Here is a 17,855-nt window from a genome sequence, read left to right as displayed (position 1 = left end):
ACCTCACTCGTAACGCAGCGCTTCCACCGGATCGAGGCGCGCGGCGCGCCAGGACGGGTAGAGCGGGGCAAGGAAGGAAAGCACAAGCGACATCAGAACCACGGTCGCGGTTTCACCCGCATTCATCTCGGCCGGAAGGCGGCTGAGATAATAGAGCTCCGGCGAAAACAGCTCGGTCGCGGTGATCCAGGAGATGAACTGGCGGATCTCCTCGACATTCAGGCAGACCACCAGCCCAAGCAGGAAGCCCGCAATGGTGCCCACGACACCGATCGCCGCGCCGGTGACGAGGAAGATGCGCATGATCGATCCGCGCGAGGCGCCCATGGTGCGCAATATCCCGATATCGCGCCCCTTGTCCTTCACCAGCATGTTGAGCCCGGACACGATGTTGAAGGCCGCAACCACGACGATGAGGGTGAGGATGAGGAACATCACGTTCCGCTCGACCTGAAGAGCGTTGAAGAAGGTCGAGTTTCGCTGGCGCCAGTCGACGATGAACACCGGCCGCTCCGCGGCGGCGTGAACCAGCGGGCGCAGCCGGTCCATGTCGTCCGGGTTGTCGGTGTAGACCTCGATCGCGGTCACATCGCCGTTCTTGTTGAAATAGGCCTGCGACTCGGCGAGCGGCATGAAGACGAAGGCGCTGTCATATTCCGACATGCCGATCTCGAACACCGCCGCGATCTTGTAGACCTTGATGCGCGGCGTCGTGCCCATGGGCGTGACCGCCCCGCGCGGCGCCACCAGGGTGAGATTGTCGCCCGCCCGCAATGACAGCTGTTCGGCCAGGCGCTTGCCAATGGCGATGCCCGATCCCTGATCGAAGCCTTCCAGCGTACCCTCGCGGATATTCGAGCTGATGGACGGCAGCGCGCGCAGATTGGCCTCCGAAATGCCCCGCACCAGCACACCGCCGGCATTGAAGGCCGAGGAGGCCAGCGCCTGGCCTTCCACCAGCGGCACGGCCAGCTTGATGCCCGGCACGCCGGCGATGCGCTTTGCAACGGCATCGTAGTCGGTCAGCGGCCCGTCCAGCGGTTGCACCAGCAGGTGCCCGTTGAGCCCGAGGATCTTCGACAGGAGCTCGGTGCGAAAGCCGTTCATCACCGCCATGACGATGATGAGCGTCGCGACCCCGAGCATGATGCCGAGGAAGGAGAAGCCGGCGATGACGGAAATGAAGCCTTCCTTGCGGCGCGCACGCAGATAGCGCAGCGAGAGCATCCATTCGAAGGCACTGAACGGCCGGGTACCGTTGGGCTCCGCGCTCTGCGTCGCCCCGCCCTGCTGTGCCTTGCTGTGTGCCGCCATGCGTTCTCCGTCCGCCCTTCGTGATCAGCCGGCGATCCGGGCCAGTACCGCGTCGACCGACAGCGTCTCGCGCGAGCCATCGGCCCGGCGCTTCAGCTCGACAGTACCGGCGGCAAGCCCCTTCGGCCCGACGATGATCTGCCACGGCAGGCCGATGAGGTCCGCCGTCGCGAATTTGGAGCCCGGGCGCTCTTCGGTGTCGTCGTACAGCACGTCGACGCCGCGGGCCGTCAGCTCTGCATAAAGGGATTCGCAGGCCGCGTCGGTGGCCGCGTCGCCCACTTTGAGATTCAGCACGCCAACCTGGAAAGGCGCGATCGCCTCCGGCCAGATGATGCCGTTCTCGTCATGCGAGGCTTCGATGATGGCCGCCACCAGACGCGAGGGGCCGATGCCGTAGGAGCCCATGTGCACGGGCCGCTCCACGCCATCGGGACCCGCGATCCTGGCGCCCATGGGCTCGGAATACTTGGTGCCGAAATAGAAGATGTGACCAACCTCGATGCCACGGGCGGAGAGGCGCTGATCCTCGGGAATCGCCGCGAAAGCCTCTTCATCGTGCTTTTCTTCCGTGGCCGCATAATGGCTCGTCCAGCGGTTCACGATGGATTGCAGTTCCTCGGGGTCATCGAAGTTCACGCCAACGTCGGGCGTGTCCATTTCCAGGTAGCCCGAGTGGCAGAAGACCTGGCTCTCGCCGGTGGAGGCCAGGATGATGAACTCGTGGCTGTGGTTGCCACCGATCGGGCCGGTGTCGGCGACCATGGGAATCGCCTTCAGCCCCAGCCGCTCGAAGGTGCGCAGATAGGCGACGAACATGCGGTTATAGGCGACGACCGCGCTCTCGAAGTCGAGGTCGATCGAATAGGCGTCCTTCATGAGGAATTCGCGCGACCGCATGACGCCAAAGCGCGGGCGCACCTCGTCCCGGAACTTCCACTGGATATGGTAGAGGTTCAGCGGCAGGTCCTTGTAGGACCTCACATAGGCGCGCACGATTTCCGTGAGCATCTCCTCATTGGTCGGCCCGTAGAGCATCTCGCGCTCGTGCCGATCCTTGATGCGGAGCATCTCCTTGCCATAGTCCTCGTAGCGCCCGCTCTCGCGCCACAGATCGGCCGACTGGATGGTCGGCATCATGATCTCGATCGCGCCGGAGCGATTCTGCTCCTCGCGGATCACATTGCAGATCTTGTCGAGGACCCGCTTGCCGAGCGGCAGCCAGGCATAGATGCCCGCGCTTTCCTGACGGATCATGCCGGCGCGCAGCATCAGACGATGCGAGACGATTTCCGCTTCCTTCGGGACTTCACGGAGGATCGGAAGGAAATAGCGGGACAGGCGCATAGAGAAGACTCACGATTCGACCAGCGACGGGCGCGCGGCAGGATGGGCGAGTGAAACCGGATCGGTCGCGAAAAGACAAGCCCTTGCGACGCGACAGCGCCGACGTTGGATCACAAGACCTGCACAACGAGGCCACAGCATCGCCCTATTGCGACGCACAACAGATCTATTGCGACGCAAGGATGACAAGAGTGGTTCGTTTGATCTATGTTGCCGGCCTCTAGAAAGAGGTCCGTCACTCGCCGCTATATGCGCGATGCCGGTCCAGGTCTCGGGAGGAATGACGGTCAAGAAAGCCCCCCGGCGGATGTCGAAACGACACGGAATCGGGTGCGGGCGGCTAGATCAAGAGAAGGCGGGACCTTTGGTCCCGCCTCTTTTTTTGCTCATATCGTCCTTTGTACGATTCAAGCCCATGCCTTCGCGCGATCTAATCTCGCGCGATGCATTCAACCTGCCACGCGTGCGGGTTCGATTATTTCAGATCATAAAGCTTGGCGTCGAACGGCATCGGGAACATGTCCAGCGTCACCTTGCCTGACTCGATGGTCCATGCGAGCAGCGCGACGAGTACCGCGGCGATGACCGAAGTGATCAACACCTTGCGAAGCATCAGCGGACGCTGCGGCGCGCCGGGCTCGGTCCCGTCCTCCACTTTCCCGTCCTCGTGCTGCGAACGCACGCCGAAGGGAAGAATGGCGAAGATCACCACCCACCAGACGATGAAGTAGATCGCGATATAGGTGGTCAGGCCCATGGCACGTCCTCAGGCTTGTTCCAGCTCGACCAGCGTTCCAAGAAAGTCCTTGGGGTGCAGGAAGAGAACCGGCTTTCCATGAGCCCCGAGGCGCGGCTCGCCCGAGCCCAGCACGCGGGCGCCGGCCGCCAGCAGCCTGTCCCGCGCCACCAGTATATCCTCCACCTCGTAGCAGAGATGGTGGATGCCGCCCTCGGGATTGCGCTCCAGGAACTTCACGATCGGAGACCCCGCGCCCAGCGCGCCGAGCAGCTCGATCTTGGTGTTGGGCAGCTCGACAAACACCGTGTTCACACCGTGGTCGGGCTGGGGCACGATGTCCGACACCCGCGCGCCAAGCGTATCGCGATAGGTGGCGATCGCCGCGGCAAGGTCGGGCACCGCGATGGCGACATGGTTGAGACGACCAATCATCTGACAGCGCTCCCCGCACACCGGCCGCCCACGCGGACGGCACTGTTGGAGCACGCCCTCACGGCGAAAGGCATTCAACTTTCGCCGCGCGCGCCCCGGACCTGTCTCCTCATACCGTGATTACGAGCACATGGCAGAGCGGCTTCTTGCCCCACACCCCGTTCAGCGAGCCACGCACGGCACGGGTCAGCGACTCGGCGACGGCGTCCGGGTCCCGCCGGCGCGCCTTGGGCAGGCCGTCGATGCAGTCCAGCACCGCGTCCTCGATCACCTCATCGAGCATCTTGCCACCCGACCCGCGCTCGGGAATGCCGGAGAGATCGATCATCGGATCACCGACCACCTCCCCCTTCGCCGTCATCGCCAGCGCGACCGAGACGAGGCCGGCGAAGGACAGGCGCCGGCGTTCGGCAACGGAGGAATCCGCGGAGGACACCAGCACATGGCCGTCCTTGTAGAGACGACCGACCGGCACCTCGTCGATCACTTCGGCGGCCAGCGATGTGTCCGCACTGGCGAGGCGCACCATGTCGCCGTCCACGAGGCGGACAATCTCCGGCACGCCCATGGCCCGCGCCAGATCCGCGTGCTCGGACAGATGGAGCGGCTCGCCGTGAACGGGCACGGATATCTGCGGACGCAACCACCGATACATCTGTTCGAGCTCGCCCCGGCGGGGATGGCCGGACACATGCACGAGCGCGTCGCGGTCGGTCAGCACCTTCACACCCTGAAGCACAAGCGCGTTGATGATGCGATTCACGGCCCGCTCATTGCCGGGAATGGTGCGCGAGGAGAAGATCACCTGATCGCCCGGCGACAGCGCGATGTCGGGATGGTCGTCATCGGCGATGCGCGCCAGCGCCGCGCGCGGCTCGCCCTGGCTGCCGGTCAGAATCGCCACCACCTTGTCGCGCGGCAGGAAGCCATAGGCATCCACCGGGCGAAACGCGGGAAGGCCATTCAGCAGGCCCTGCTCGCGCGCCACGGAAACCACCCGCTCCATGGCGCGGCCGACAAGAACCACCTCGCGCCCACACCGGATCGCCGCTTCCGCGATGGAGCGGACGCGCGCGACATTGGAGGCGAAGGTCGTGACGGCGACGCGGTTGGGAGCCTTCGAGATCAGCTCGGCCAGCACGCCCTGAACATCGGTTTCCGACGGCGACACGCCCTCGCGAATGGCGTTGGTCGAATCGCAGATGACCGCGCGAACGCCCTCATTGCCAAGCGCCGTGAAGCGCTCCGGATCGGTCACATTGCCGACCACGGGGGTGGGGTCGATCTTCCAGTCGCCGGTGTGGACGAACAGCCCGAGCTCCGTCCGCAGCGCCAGCGCGTGGCTGTCGGGAATGGAATGGGCCACCGGCACGAACTCGACCTCGAAAGGCCCGATCTTGGCGCGGCCGCCCGAGGGCACGACGTGGAACGGAATCTTGGGCGCGCCCGGCTCGTTGAGACGGCGCGCCTCGGCGAGCGCATGGGTGAACGGCGTCGTATAGACCGGGCAACCCAGCTTCGGCCAAAGGTCCACCAGGGCGCCCACATGGTCCTCATGGCCATGAGTCAGCACCAGCCCGACCAGATTGCCGCGCTCGCGCTCCTGTTCCAGGAACGTCACGTCCGGCATGATGATGTCGATGCCCGGGACATCCGGCGCGGCAAACGAAATGCCGAGATCGACCGCGAGCCATTTGCGCCGGTGCTTGGGCCCGAAGCCATAAACCCCGAGATTCATGCCGATTTCGCCGACACCTCCCAGTGCGGCGAATACCAACTCATCCGGCGACTTGCTCACTTACACTTGCCTTTCAAGCCTGCGCACCTGGCGACGGAAATACGTCGCCGGCGCTTATCGTTTCACGCGCACCATCCGCGCGGCGCAGAATCATAGCACCGGAAAAGTCCAGTGCCTCGAACACTCCATACGCCTCTCGCTCACCGAAGCGCACCCTTACCTCGTGGCCAAGGCCCGGCGCCCGGCGCACCCACGCCTCGCGCGTCTGCGCAAAGCCCGCGCCCTGCGCCCACTCGTCCAGCCTGTCCCGCAGCGCCACATCGAGCGCGTCCAGCAGTTCCGAGGGCCGGGTCGGGTAACCGGCCGCACTGAGATCCGTCGTCGGATAGGGTGTGTCGAGGGGATGATGGGCGCAATTCACGCCAAAGCCGATCACCGTTGCCGAACGCCCGTCCGGCAGCACGGTCCCCTCCAGCAGGATCCCCGCCAGCTTGGCGCCGTCAATCAATACGTCATTCGGCCATTTGAGGCCAATGCGCAGCGGATCGATACCTGTCACCGCGCGCACCGCATCGTAGAGACCAAGCGCGGCGACGAAACAGAGCTCCGGCAGGCGCGCCGCCGGGCCGGCATCGACAAGCAGGAGCGACGCGTAAAGATTGCCCGGCTCGGACGTCCACGGTCGCCCCCGCCGCCCCCGTCCGCCGGTCTGCCGCTCGGCAACGAACCAGCGCGGGGCGGGTCCCCTCGCCTGCGCCATCGCCTCGGCATTGGTCGAGCCGACGGAGGGATAACGTACGACCGGCGTCGCGCCCCGCGTGCGCGCCGTGCTCAGAAGAGCGCCCTCGCCGCCGCGCTGGCCGCCGCAAGCAGCGGCGCCGGGTAGACGAAGAACAGCAGCGTGAACAGGCCGGAAATGCCCAGCACCGCGCGCAGCTCCGTCGGCATCGGCTCGAAGGCCTCCGCCGGCTCGTCGAAGTACATCACCTTGACGATGCGCAGATAGTAGAACGCGCCCACCACACTCGCCAGCACGCCAATCACCGCCAGCGTGTAGAGGCCGGCCTCGATGGCGGCGAGGAACACGTAGTACTTCGCCAGGAAGCCCGCCAGCGGCGGGATACCGGCCAGCGAGAACATGAGCGTCGCCAGCATGAACGCCTTCACCGGGCTGGTGCGCGCCAGGCCCGCGAGATCGTCATAGTTCTCGACCATGCCTTCCTTGCGGCGCATCGACAGGATGCAGGCGAAGGTGCCGAGCGTCATCGCCATATAGATGGTCATGTAGATCAGCACGCCGCGCACGCCCTGCTCGGTGCCGGCCGCCAGACCCACCAGGGCGAAGCCCATGTGGCCGATCGAGGAATAGGCCATGAGGCGCTTGATGTTGCGCTGGCCGATCGCCCCGAATGCACCCAGCGCCATCGACGCGATAGACACAAAAACGATGATCTGCTGCCACTGATGCACGACGTGGGGCAGCGCTTCGACGGCGACCCGCACGAAGACGGCCATGGCCGCGATCTTCGGCGCGGCGGCGAAAAAGGCGGTGACCGGCGTCGGCGCGCCTTCATAGACGTCCGGTGTCCACATGTGGAACGGCACGGCGGACACCTTGAAGCACAGGCCCGCGAAGACGAATACGATACCGAAGATCAGGCCGAGCGAGGGCTCGCGCGCGATCTCGGCGATCTGCAGGAAGTTGATCGTGCCGGTGAAACCATAAAGCAGCGACGCGCCGTAGAGCAGCATGCCCGAGGACAGCGCGCCGAGGACGAAATACTTCAGGCCGGCTTCCGTGGAGCGCACGGAATCGCGGTTGTTGGCCGCGATCACGTAAAGCGCCAGGCTCATCAGTTCGAGGCCCATATAGAGCGCCAGCAGGTCGCCGGCCGAGATCAGGATCATCATGCCGAGCGTCGACAGGAGGACCAGGATCGCGAACTCGAAGCGGCTCTGCTTCTCGGCCTTCAGCCAGTCGACCGACATGGCGAGGGTGGCGCCGGCGCCCAGCAGCGCCAGCACCTTGAGGAAGCGGGCATAGGCGTCCAGCTGGAAGCTGCCGCCGAACAGCGTCGCGTCCGAGGGACCGAGGATCACCAGCACCAGCGCCGCGAAGATGGCGGCGAGAGCGAGGCCGTTGACGGTATCGGTCGATTTCGGGCCGACGAAGGCGCCGAACAGAATGAGCGCAACGGCGGACACGGCCAGCAGCAATTCAGGCAACGCGGGGCCGAGCGCAGACAGGGAAAACATCATGAACGGGGCTCCGCGGGGGTCTCGGTTCGGGTCACGGCAGCACCAGACTTGCAGCCTTGACGGCGCCGACAGCGAGGTCGGCGCGCGCCACAATGGCGCTCACGGCGACATCGCAGGCGTCGAGGATCGGCTGCGGCCAGATGCCGAACAGGATGGTGAAGAACAGCAGGGGCACCAGAGAGAGCATCTCGCGGTGATTGATATCCATGATGCTCTTCAGGCTTTCCTTCTCCAGCGGCCCGAAGATCACGCGGCGGTAGAGCCACAGCGCGTAGGCGGCCGAGAGGATGACGCCGGTGGTGGCGAAAAACGCAACCCACGTGTTCCGGCCAAAGGCCGAGAGCAGCGTCAGGAACTCACCGATGAAGCCGGACGTGCCGGGCAGGCCCACATTGGCCATGGTGAACACCATGAACACCGTGGCGTAGATCGGCATGCGATGCACCAGCCCGCCATAGGCCGCGATCTCACGCGTGTGCATGCGGTCATAAACCACACCGACGCACAGGAAGAGCGCGCCCGAGACGAAGCCGTGGCTGACCATCTGGAACACCGCGCCCTGGATACCTTCCTGGGTCAGGGTGAAGATGCCCATCGTCACATAGCCCATATGGGCGACGGAGGAGTAGGCGATCAGCTTCTTGATGTCTTCCTGCATCAGGGCGACGAGCGAGGTATAGACGATCGCGATCACCGAGAGCGTGAAAACGAACGGCGCGAAATAGGCCGAGGCTTCCGGGAACATCGGCAGGCTGAAGCGCAGCAGGCCATAGCCGCCCATCTTCAGCATGATACCCGCCAGGATCACGGAACCGGCCGTTGGTGCCTCGACATGCGCGTCGGGGAGCCAAGTGTGCACCGGCCACATCGGCATCTTCACCGCGAAGGAGGCAAAGAACGCCAGCCACAACCACTTCTGCATGCCGGACGGGAAGTTGAAGTGCAGCAGCGAGGTGATGTCGGTGGTGCCGGCCTGCCAGTACATCGCCATGATGGCGAGCATCATGAGCACCGAGCCGGCCAGCGTGTAGAGGAAGAACTTGAACGTCGCATAGATACGCCGCTTGCCGCCCCAGATGCCGATGATCAGGAACATCGGGATCAGGCCACCTTCGAAGAAGATGTAGAACTGCAGCAGGTCCAGCGACGCGAAGGTACCGATCATCAGCGTCTCGAGCACCAGGAAGCAGATCATGTACTCCTTGACGCGCAGCTGCACCGACTCCCAGCTTGCCAGGATGCACATCGGCATCAGCAGCGTGGTGAGCAGAACGAAGGGCAGCGAGATGCCGTCCACGCCCATGCGATAGGCGGCCACGTCGCCGATCCAGCTCCGCATCTCGACGAACTGGAATTCGGTTCCCGAGGCGTCGAAGCCGGTGAGCAGCAGCAGCGAGATGACGAACGTCACCAGCGTTGCCCACAGCGCCACCCAACGGGCGTTGCGCTTGGCAACCTCGTCATCGCCACGGATCATCAGCACGATGAGAAGGGCGCCGACCAGGGGAAGGAAGGTTACGACGGAGAGAATGGGCCAGTCGTACATCAGTGCGCGCCCCCGAACATGAACCAGGTAATGAGGGCCGCGACGCCCACGAGCATCACGAACGCATAGTGGTAGAGATAGCCGGTCTGCAGCCGGACCACGCGGTTGGTCACGTCAACCACACGCGCCGACACGCCGTTCGGGCCGTAGCCGTCGATCACCCGGATGTCGCCCTGCTTCCACAGGAAGTTGCCGACCCACTTGGTGGTCCGCACGAACAGGAAGTCGTAGATCTCGTCGAAGTACCACTTGTTGAGCAGGAAGCGGTACAGCACGTCGTTCTGCTTCGCGAGAGCCTTCGGAACCGCCGGGTTGGAGATGTACATCCAGTAGGCGGTCAGGAAGCCCAGCACCATCATCGCCGTCGGCGCCCATTTGGCCCAGAACGGGATGTGGTGCATCTCCTCGAGGATCTTGTTCTCCTCGCCCATGAAGATCGCGTCGCGGAAGAAGCTGTGAACGTCATGCCCCACGAAATAGGGGTAGAGGATCATGCCGGCGAAGAGGGCTCCGAAGGAGAGCACTCCCAGCGGGATCAGCATCGTCAGCGGCGATTCATGCGCGTGATCGAAGGTGTGATGATCCGCCCTCGTCTCGCCGTGGAAGGTCATGAACATCTGACGCCAGGTGTAGAAGGCGGTCAGTGCCGCCGCGCCGACCGTCATCACCCAGGCATAGGTCGCGAACGGGCTCTGGCTGACGAAGGCGGTCTCGATGATCGCGTCCTTCGAATAGTAGCCGGCGGTGAAGGGGAACCCCGTCAGCGCGAGGCCACCAATCATCATGGTGCCGTAGGTGAAGGGGATCTTCCGCCACAGGCCGCCCATGTGGCGCATGTCCTGCTCATGGTGCATCGCCGTGATCACGGAGCCGGCCGCCAGGAACAGCAGCGCCTTGAAGAAGCCATGCGTCAGCAGGTGGAACACGCCGACCGAATAGGCCCCCGTGCCCAGCGCCGTGAACATGTAGCCGAGCTGCGAGCAGGTGGAGTAGGCGATCACGCGCTTGATATCGTTCTGCACGCAGCCGATCGTCGCGGCGAAGAACGCCGTCGAGGCGCCGATGAACAGAACCACATTGAGTGCGGTCTGCGACAGCTCGAACAGCGGCGACATCCGCGCGACCATGAACACGCCCGCCGTCACCATGGTCGCGGCATGGATGAGCGCCGACACCGGGGTCGGGCCTTCCATAGCGTCCGGCAGCCAGGTGTGCAGGCCGAGCTGTGCCGACTTGCCCATGGCACCGACAAACAGCAGCAGGCAGATGACGGTAGGCGCGTGCCATTCATGGCCAAGGAACAGGATGCTCTTGTCCATCAGCGAGGGCGCGGTGGCGAAGATCTGCTCGAAGGCAACGGAGCCCGTCATCATGTAGATGGCGAAAATGCCCAGCGCGAAGCCGAAGTCACCGACACGGTTGACGATGAAGGCCTTCATCGCCGCCGCGCACGCCGCCGGCTTGTCGTACCAGAAGCCGATGAGCAGGTAGGAAGCGAGACCCACGCCTTCCCAGCCGAAGAACATCTGAACCAGATTGTCGCTCGTCACCAGCGTCAGCATGGCGAAGGTGAACAGCGAGAGATAGGCGAAGAAGCGCGGCCGGCTCGGGTCCTCGTGCATGTACCCCATCGAATAGAGGTGCACGAGCGAGGACACGGTGGTGACGAGGATCAGCATCACCGCGGTCAGCGTGTCGACGCGGATCGCCCAGGTGATATCAAGCCCGCCGGTCTTCATCCATGTGAAGAGCTCGACCGTGCCATCCACGCCCCCGAAGGTGGTGCGGAAGAACACGATCCAGGCGAAGAACGCCGAGATGCACAGCAGCGTCGTGGTCACGAGCTCGGAGGCGCGCGCCCCGATCATCCGCCCGAACAGACCGGCGATCAGAAATCCCAACAGGGGGAGGAAGACAATGACCTGATACATGAAAGGCCCCTCACCCCTTCATCGTGTTGATGTCCTCGACGGCGATCGAACCGCGATTGCGGTAGAACACCACGAGGATGGCGAGGCCGATGGCCGCCTCGGCGGCAGCCACGGTCAGCACGAACAGCGCGAAGATCTGTCCGGTGATATTTCCCAGAAAGGCCGAGAAGGCGACGAAGTTGATGTTCACCGCCAGCAGGATCAGCTCGACCGACATCAGGATGACGATGACGTTCTTCCGGTTCAGGAAGATGCCGAGCGTGCCGATCGTAAACAGGATCGCCGCGACCGTCAGATAGTGGGGAAGTCCAATCACCATGGTCACAGCCCCTTGCCCGAAGGCACCTTGACGATATCGATCGCCGTCGCCTTGGTGCGCGCGTTCTGCACAGGGATGCTCTGGCGCTTCACATTCGTCCTGTGACGAAGCGTCAGCACGATCGCCCCGATCATAGCCACCAGCAGCACCAGACCGGCCGTCTGGAAGAAGTACACGTAGTCGGTGTAGAGCACCCGGCCGATCTGCACCGTGTTCGACACGTCGGACGCCGCCGGCAAGACCGCGCCGGTGACCCCTTCGCCAAACGTCCAGGACCCGAACACCAGCACCAGCTCGGCGAGGAAGACGAGGCCGACAAGCGCCCCGACCGGCAGATACTGCAGGAAGCCCTGGCGCAGCTCGACGAAGTCGACGTCGAGCATCATGACCACGAACAGGAACAGCACCGCGACCGCGCCGACATAGACCACGACAAGCATCATCGCGAGGAATTCGGCCCCGATCAGGATGAACAGGCCCGCCGCATTCACGAAGGTCAGGATCAGGAACAGCACCGAGTGCACGGGGTTCCGCGACGCGATGACCATGAACGCCGACGCGACCGCCACGCCGGCGAAGACATAAAAGAACAACGCGGCGAGGCTCATGCCCGGCTCCCTCTGGTCCGTCCCGCCGCGCGGACAGCGCGTCCGCCGGCAGTGCTCGCCTTTACGGCATCTCTCGTCACGATCTTCACGTCGCTAAATCCCTTGCGTCGCTCAGCGGTAAGGCGCGTCGAGCGCCATGTTCCGCGCGATTTCACGCTCCCAGCGGTCGCCATTGGCGAGCAGCTTGGCCTTGTCGTAGTAGAGTTCCTCGCGCGTCTCGGTGGCGAACTCGAAGTTCGGCCCCTCGACGATGGCATCGACCGGGCAGGCTTCCTGACAGAAGCCGCAGTAGATGCACTTCACCATGTCGATGTCGTAACGCGTTGTGCGGCGGGTACCGTCGTTGCGGCGCGGGCCGGCCTCGATGGTGATGGCCTGCGCCGGGCAGATCGCCTCGCACAGCTTGCACGCGATGCAGCGCTCCTCGCCGTTCGGGTAGCGCCGCAGGGCGTGCTCCCCGCGAAAGCGCGGCGAGACCGGCCCCTTCTCGAACGGATAGTTCAGCGTCGCCTTGGGCTTGAAGAAATAGCGCATAGCCAGGAAGAACGCCGAGACAAACTCGGTGAGCAGCAGCTGGCGTGCGGCCAGGTCCAATCTCATGTCGCTCTCCTCATTCGGCCATGGCCGCGGCGAGGCCGAAGCCCACCAGCGGCATAGAGACGGCGAACACCCGGATCACCGTCTTCCACCAGGAAATCACACCCTCGAGCTGATCTCGGCTCAGCCTCCGGGCCTCTCGCGAACCGCGGATCGAGATCTCAACCACCCGCGGCAGAAGGAACCATTCGACGGCCCCGAACAGCGCACCGACCAGTGCCCCGAACCAGGCCACGGCAGACGCTTCCATCAGGATCGTCAGCGCACCGTCGCTCATCTCAGCCTCCCCCGGGCGCCAGACCGGTGAAATGCAGCACGCTCGCCACCAGCACGACCATGAACAGCGAGATCGGCAGGAACACCTTCCAGCCCAGACGCATAAGCTGATCGTAGCGATAGCGAGGAACCATCGCCTTCACCATGGCAAACATGAAGAAGACCAGCAGCACCTTCAGCAGGAACCAGATGATACCCGGCACCCAGGTGAAGGGCGCGAACGGCAGCGGCGGCAGCCAGCCACCCATGAACAGGATCGCGGTCAGCGCGCACATGGTCATGATCGCCACATACTCGCCGAGCATGAACATCATGTACGGGGTGGAGCCGTATTCCACCATGAAGCCGGCGACGAGTTCGGATTCCGCCTCACCGAGATCGAAAGGCGGGCGGTTCGTCTCGGCCAGCGCCGAGATGAAGAAGATCACGAACATCGGGAACAGCGGCAGCCAGTACCAGCCGAGGATGCCGTAAGGCGTGTTCTGCGCCTCCACGATCGCCGACAGGTTCAGCGATCCCGCGCACATCAGCACGGTCACGATCACGAAGCCGATCGAGACCTCGTAGGACACCATCTGCGCCGCCGCGCGCAGCGCGGAGAGGAAGGGGTACTTCGAGTTCGACGCCCAGCCGCCCATGATGACGCCGTAAACGCCGAGCGAGGAGATCGCGAAGATGTAGAGCACGCCGACATTGATATCGGCGACCACCCATCCCGCGTCCAGCGGCACCACGGCCCAGGCCGCCAGCGCCAGGAGGCAGGTGACGAAGGGCGCGAGCAGGAACACGCCCTTGTTCGACCCGTCCGGAATAACCGGCTCCTTGAGCACGAACTTGATCAGGTCGGCGAAGGACTGGAACAGACCGAAGGGGCCCACCACGTTCGGCCCGCGCCGCAACTGCACCGCCGCCCAGATCTTGCGATCGGCAAGCAGCACATAGGCCACGACGATCAGCAGCCCGACCAGCAGCGCAAGGCTCTGTGCGAGGATGATGACGACCTGGATGAGAGTGTCGAGCCAGCTGGTATCGGTCATGCTCTCCCCCTCACTCAGCCGCCGCCGCGAGACGGCCATGGGCGAGCGCGGAACACTCGGCCATCACCGCCGAAGCGCGGGCGATCGGGTTGGTGAGATAGAATTCGGTAATGGCGGCGCGGAACGGCGCCCGATCGGTCGTGCCACCCATCCCCGCCAGCGCGACCACTGCCGCCGGATCGGCAGGCACCACATGGTCGAGACGCGCAAGATGGGGATAGGACGCGTAGAGCGCGGCCCGCAGCGCGGACAGGCTGTCGAATGGCAGGCGGGCGCCGATCACGTCGGACAGTGCCCGGAGCACCGCCCAGTCCTCACGCGCCTCACCGGGCGGGAACGCCGCACGGTTGGCGAGCTGGGCCCGGCCTTCGGTGTTCACATAGGTGCCCGACTTCTCGGTGTAGGCCGCGCCCGGCAGGATCACGTCGGCGCGGTGTGCCCCGCGATCGCCATGGGTGCCGAGATAGACCACGAAGGCGCCCGGTGCGATGTCGATCTCGTCCGCGCCAAGCGCGAACAGCACGTCCGCACCACCCGGATTTGTCATTGCCACGGCGTCGAGGCCACCCTCGCCCGGCACGGCGCCGACATCGAGCGCGCCGACGCGCGAAGCTGCGGTGTGCAGCACGCCGAAGCCGTTCCAGCCATCCTTCACCGCCCCGACAGAGACGGCGAGCCGCGCGGCAAGCGCCAGCACCGCCGCGCCGTCCGGCCGCGACAGCGCGCCCTGCCCGATCAGCACCAGCGGGCGCTCAGCGCCCTTCAGCGTGGTGGCAAAGGTCCCGTCGCCGACGAGATCGGTCAGCGTGTCCGGCCCGGCGCCGAGATATTCGTAGGGATACGTCAGATCGACATGCTCGCCGACCAGCCCGATCGGGAAATTGCCGGCCAGCCAGCGCTTGCGGATGCGGGCATTGAGCACGCTCGCCTCAAGGCGCGGGTTGGCGCCGATGATCAACAGCGCGTCCGCCTGCTCGATCCCGGCAATGGTCGGGTTGAACAGATAGGAGCCGCGGCCGAGCGCCGGGTCGATCTTGGTCCCGTCCTGCCGGCAGTCGATATTCGTCGATCCGAGCGCGGCGAGGAGCTGCTTGAGCGCGAACACTTCCTCGACCGAGGCGAGATCGCCCACAAGCGCGCCGACGCGGTTGGCGGGCACGCCCTTCATCTTCGCGGCAATCGCGGCAAACGCCTCGGGCCAGCTCGCCTGCTTCAGCTTGCCGTTGACGCGCACATAGGGGCGGTCGAGGCGCTGGGTCTTCAGGCCGTCCCAGATGTAGCGGGTCTTGTCGGAAATCCACTCCTCGTTCACGTCTTCATTGAGACGCGGCAGGACGCGCATGACCTCACGGCCACGGGTGTCGACGCGGATATTGGAGCCAACCGCGTCCATCACATCGATGGATTCGGTCTTCACCAGTTCCCACGGACGGGCATGAAACTCGTAGGGGCGCTGGGTCAGCGCGCCGACCGGGCAAAGGTCGGCGACATTGCCTTGCAGCTCAGACGACATGGCCGCCTCGAGATAGGTGGTGATCTCCATGTCCTCGCCGCGCCCGATGGCGCCGAGCTCGGCGACGCCCGCCACCTCGGTGGTGAAGCGCACGCAGCGGGTGCACTGGATGCACCGGGTCATGGAGGTCTTGATCAGCGGACCGATATACTTGTCCTCGACCGCGCGCTTGTTCTCCGCGTAGCGCGAGGTGTCGACGCCATAGGCCATGGCCTGGTCCTGGAGGTCGCACTCGCCGCCCTGATCGCAGATCGGGCAGTCCAGCGGGTGGTTGATGAGCAGAAACTCCATCACCCCCTCGCGCGCCTTCTTCACCATGGGGCTCTTGGTCAGCACCACGGGCGGCTCGCCATTCGGGCCGGGACGAAGGTCGCGCACGTTCATCGCGCAGCTCGCCGTCGGCTTGGGCGGCCCGCCCTTCACCTCGACAAGGCACATCCGGCAATTGCCGGCGATCGACAGCCGCTCGTGGAAGCAGAATCGCGGAATCTCCGCGCCCGCAGCCTCGCACGCCTGAAGCAGCGTGAACTCGGCAGGAACATCAAGCTCGATGTCGTCGACGATGATCTTAGCCATCACTTCGCCTCATGCTCTGCGCGATACGCCGCCAGCATATCGGTCACGAGAATTCCATCGATCCGCATACCGTCGATCCGGCATTCGGCGATCGACACGCCCACCAGATCGGCACGCGAAATGCGCGCGCCCGACATGTTCGCGCACTCCAGCGAGAGGCCGGTGAAATTGACGTTGTTCACCGACCAGCCGGACATGTTGACGTCGTCGAAACGGGATCCGGCAAGATTGACGTTGACGAATGCCGACCCGGAAAGATTGGCATCGTTGGCGTCAATCACCTCGACGGTCTTGCGAAGTTCCATGGGTATCACTCCGCCGCGACCGGAACGGGAACGGGGTCGGAATGCGGATTCGCCGCATACTGATCGATCCGCTTCTCGATCTCCGGACGGAAATGCCGGATCAGCCCCTGGATCGGCCACGCCGCCGCATCGCCCAGCGCGCAGATGGTGTGACCCTCGACCTGCGTCGTCACCTGGAGCAGGAGATCGATCTCGCGCTTCTGCGCGCGGCCCTGCACCATGCGGTCCATCACCCGCCACATCCAGCCCGTGCCCTCGCGGCACGGCGTGCACTGGCCGCAGCTCTCGTGGCGGAAGAAGTACGAGATGCGGGCGATCGCCTTGATGACGTCGGTGGACTTGTCCATCACCAGCACGCCGGCGGTGCCGAGACTGGACTTCACGGCGCGGCAGCCGTCGAAGTCCATGATCAGGTCATCGCACTGGTCGGCCGGAATGATCGGGCACGAGGCGCCGCCCGGGATGATCGCCAGCAGGTTGTCCCAGCCGCCGCGCACGCCGCCGCCATGCTTCTCGATCAGTTCCTTGAACGGAATGCCCATCGCCTCTTCGACGATGCAGGGCGTGTTCACATGGCCGGAGATGCCATAGAGCTTCGTCCCGACATTGTTCGGACGGCCGATCGCCGAGAACCAGGCCGCGCCACGCCGCAGGATGGTGGGCGCAACCGCGATCGATTCGACGTTGTTGACCGTCGTCGGGCAGCCGTAAAGGCCGACATTGGCGGGGAACGGAGGCTTCAGGCGCGGCTGGCCCTTCTTGCCCTCCAGGCTCTCCAGCAGTGCCGTTTCCTCGCCGCAGATGTAGGCGCCGGCACCATGGTGGACATAGATGTCGAAGTCCCAGCCATGAATGTTGTTCTTGCCGATGAGGCGGGCCTCATAGGCCTGGTCGATCGCCGCCTGAAGGTTCTCGCGCTCGACGATGAATTCGCCGCGTACATAGATATAGGCCGCGTGCGCGCCCATCGCGAAACCGGCGACGAGGCACCCCTCCACCAGATGGTGCGGGTCGTGGCGCAGGATCTCGCGGTCCTTGCAGGTGCCCGGCTCGGATTCGTCCGCGTTGACGACGAGATAATGTGGACGCCCGTCCGACTGCTTGGGCATGAACGACCATTTCAGGCCGGTCGGGAAGCCGGCGCCACCGCGCCCGCGCAGGCCCGAGGCCTTCATGTGCTCGATGATCCAGTCGCGGCCGGCATCGAGGATGGTCTTGGTGCCATCCCACGAGCCACGCTTCAGCGCGCCCTGCAGTCCCCAGTCCTGGAAACCGTAGATGTTGGTGAAGATGCGATCCTTGTCGGCAAGCATGGTTC

The 17,855-nt window shown here is 64.6% G+C and carries 17 protein-coding genes; all 17 read right to left on the bottom strand.

The window, feature by feature from the left end:
• Positions 1-3: 3 nt before the first annotated feature.
• The 17 genes from G3A50_RS19625 to nuoF all read right to left on the bottom strand — a co-directional run bounded on the left by G3A50_RS19625 (position 4) and on the right by nuoF (position 17,850).
• Positions 4-1,314 (bottom strand): lipoprotein-releasing ABC transporter permease subunit, encoded by a 1,311-nt coding sequence (locus G3A50_RS19625; protein WP_210255174.1) that lies wholly within the window; start codon positions 1,312-1,314, stop codon positions 4-6.
• 24 nt (positions 1,315-1,338) lie between these two features.
• Positions 1,339-2,661, bottom strand: a complete 1,323-nt coding sequence (gene proS, locus G3A50_RS19620; RefSeq protein ID WP_163076808.1) for a proline--tRNA ligase — start codon at positions 2,659-2,661, stop codon at positions 1,339-1,341.
• Positions 2,662-3,136: 475 nt separating this feature from the next.
• A complete protein-coding gene (locus G3A50_RS19615; RefSeq protein WP_163076807.1) occupies positions 3,137-3,418 on the bottom strand; it encodes a DUF1467 family protein in 282 nt (93 codons plus the stop codon).
• A 9-nt stretch (positions 3,419-3,427) separates the two neighbouring features.
• Complete coding sequence (mce, locus tag G3A50_RS19610; protein ID WP_163076806.1) at positions 3,428-3,832, bottom strand: methylmalonyl-CoA epimerase; 405 nt, start codon at positions 3,830-3,832, stop codon at positions 3,428-3,430.
• Positions 3,833-3,941: 109 nt separating this feature from the next.
• On the bottom strand, positions 3,942-5,630 hold the full coding sequence (locus G3A50_RS19605; RefSeq protein ID WP_163076805.1) for a ribonuclease J: 1,689 nt from the start codon (positions 5,628-5,630) through the stop codon (positions 3,942-3,944).
• A 13-nt stretch (positions 5,631-5,643) separates the two neighbouring features.
• On the bottom strand, positions 5,644-6,405 hold the full coding sequence (locus G3A50_RS19600) for a biotin--[acetyl-CoA-carboxylase] ligase (RefSeq protein WP_281355860.1): 762 nt from the start codon (positions 6,403-6,405) through the stop codon (positions 5,644-5,646).
• Positions 6,402-7,829 carry an NADH-quinone oxidoreductase subunit NuoN gene (gene nuoN / locus G3A50_RS19595; protein WP_163076803.1) on the bottom strand — a complete coding sequence of 476 codons (1,428 nt, stop codon included), beginning with the start codon at positions 7,827-7,829 and terminating at the stop codon, positions 6,402-6,404. The genes G3A50_RS19600 and nuoN overlap by 4 nt, the downstream gene beginning before the upstream one ends.
• A 31-nt stretch (positions 7,830-7,860) precedes the next feature.
• The gene (locus G3A50_RS19590; RefSeq protein WP_163076802.1) at positions 7,861-9,375 is read right to left on the bottom strand and encodes an NADH-quinone oxidoreductase subunit M; all 1,515 of its coding nucleotides are present in this window, start codon (positions 9,373-9,375) and stop codon (positions 7,861-7,863) included.
• The gene (nuoL, locus tag G3A50_RS19585; protein ID WP_163076801.1) at positions 9,375-11,306 is read right to left on the bottom strand and encodes an NADH-quinone oxidoreductase subunit L; all 1,932 of its coding nucleotides are present in this window, start codon (positions 11,304-11,306) and stop codon (positions 9,375-9,377) included. Before nuoL ends, G3A50_RS19590 begins: the two co-directional genes overlap by 1 nt.
• Before the next feature lie 10 nt (positions 11,307-11,316).
• Entirely contained in the window at positions 11,317-11,625 is a 309-nt protein-coding gene (nuoK, locus tag G3A50_RS19580; protein ID WP_163076800.1) for an NADH-quinone oxidoreductase subunit NuoK, read from the bottom strand.
• 2 nt (positions 11,626-11,627) lie between these two features.
• Positions 11,628-12,233 (bottom strand): NADH-quinone oxidoreductase subunit J, encoded by a 606-nt coding sequence (locus tag G3A50_RS19575; RefSeq protein WP_163076799.1) that lies wholly within the window; start codon positions 12,231-12,233, stop codon positions 11,628-11,630.
• Positions 12,234-12,344: 111 nt separating this feature from the next.
• Positions 12,345-12,833, bottom strand: a complete 489-nt coding sequence (gene nuoI, locus G3A50_RS19570; protein ID WP_013166662.1) for an NADH-quinone oxidoreductase subunit NuoI — start codon at positions 12,831-12,833, stop codon at positions 12,345-12,347.
• 10 nt (positions 12,834-12,843) lie between these two features.
• Positions 12,844-13,107: a hypothetical protein gene (locus G3A50_RS19565; protein WP_163076798.1), complete on the bottom strand. Its 264-nt coding sequence runs from the start codon at positions 13,105-13,107 to the stop codon at positions 12,844-12,846.
• Position 13,108: 1 nt separating this feature from the next.
• A complete protein-coding gene (nuoH, locus tag G3A50_RS19560; protein WP_163076797.1) occupies positions 13,109-14,143 on the bottom strand; it encodes an NADH-quinone oxidoreductase subunit NuoH in 1,035 nt (344 codons plus the stop codon).
• A 10-nt stretch (positions 14,144-14,153) separates the two neighbouring features.
• The gene (gene nuoG / locus G3A50_RS19555; RefSeq protein ID WP_163076796.1) at positions 14,154-16,232 is read right to left on the bottom strand and encodes an NADH-quinone oxidoreductase subunit NuoG; all 2,079 of its coding nucleotides are present in this window, start codon (positions 16,230-16,232) and stop codon (positions 14,154-14,156) included.
• Complete coding sequence (locus G3A50_RS19550; protein ID WP_163076795.1) at positions 16,232-16,537, bottom strand: pentapeptide repeat-containing protein; 306 nt, start codon at positions 16,535-16,537, stop codon at positions 16,232-16,234. Before G3A50_RS19550 ends, nuoG begins: the two co-directional genes overlap by 1 nt.
• A 5-nt stretch (positions 16,538-16,542) precedes the next feature.
• On the bottom strand, positions 16,543-17,850 hold the full coding sequence (nuoF, locus tag G3A50_RS19545) for an NADH-quinone oxidoreductase subunit NuoF (RefSeq protein WP_163076794.1): 1,308 nt from the start codon (positions 17,848-17,850) through the stop codon (positions 16,543-16,545).
• Positions 17,851-17,855 lie beyond the last annotated feature (5 nt).

Origin of the sequence: Ancylobacter pratisalsi, assembly GCF_010669125.1 — a bacterium.
Taxonomy (GTDB): Bacteria; Pseudomonadota; Alphaproteobacteria; order Rhizobiales; family Xanthobacteraceae; genus Ancylobacter; species Ancylobacter pratisalsi.
This window is presented reverse-complemented; position numbering and strand designations above follow the sequence as displayed.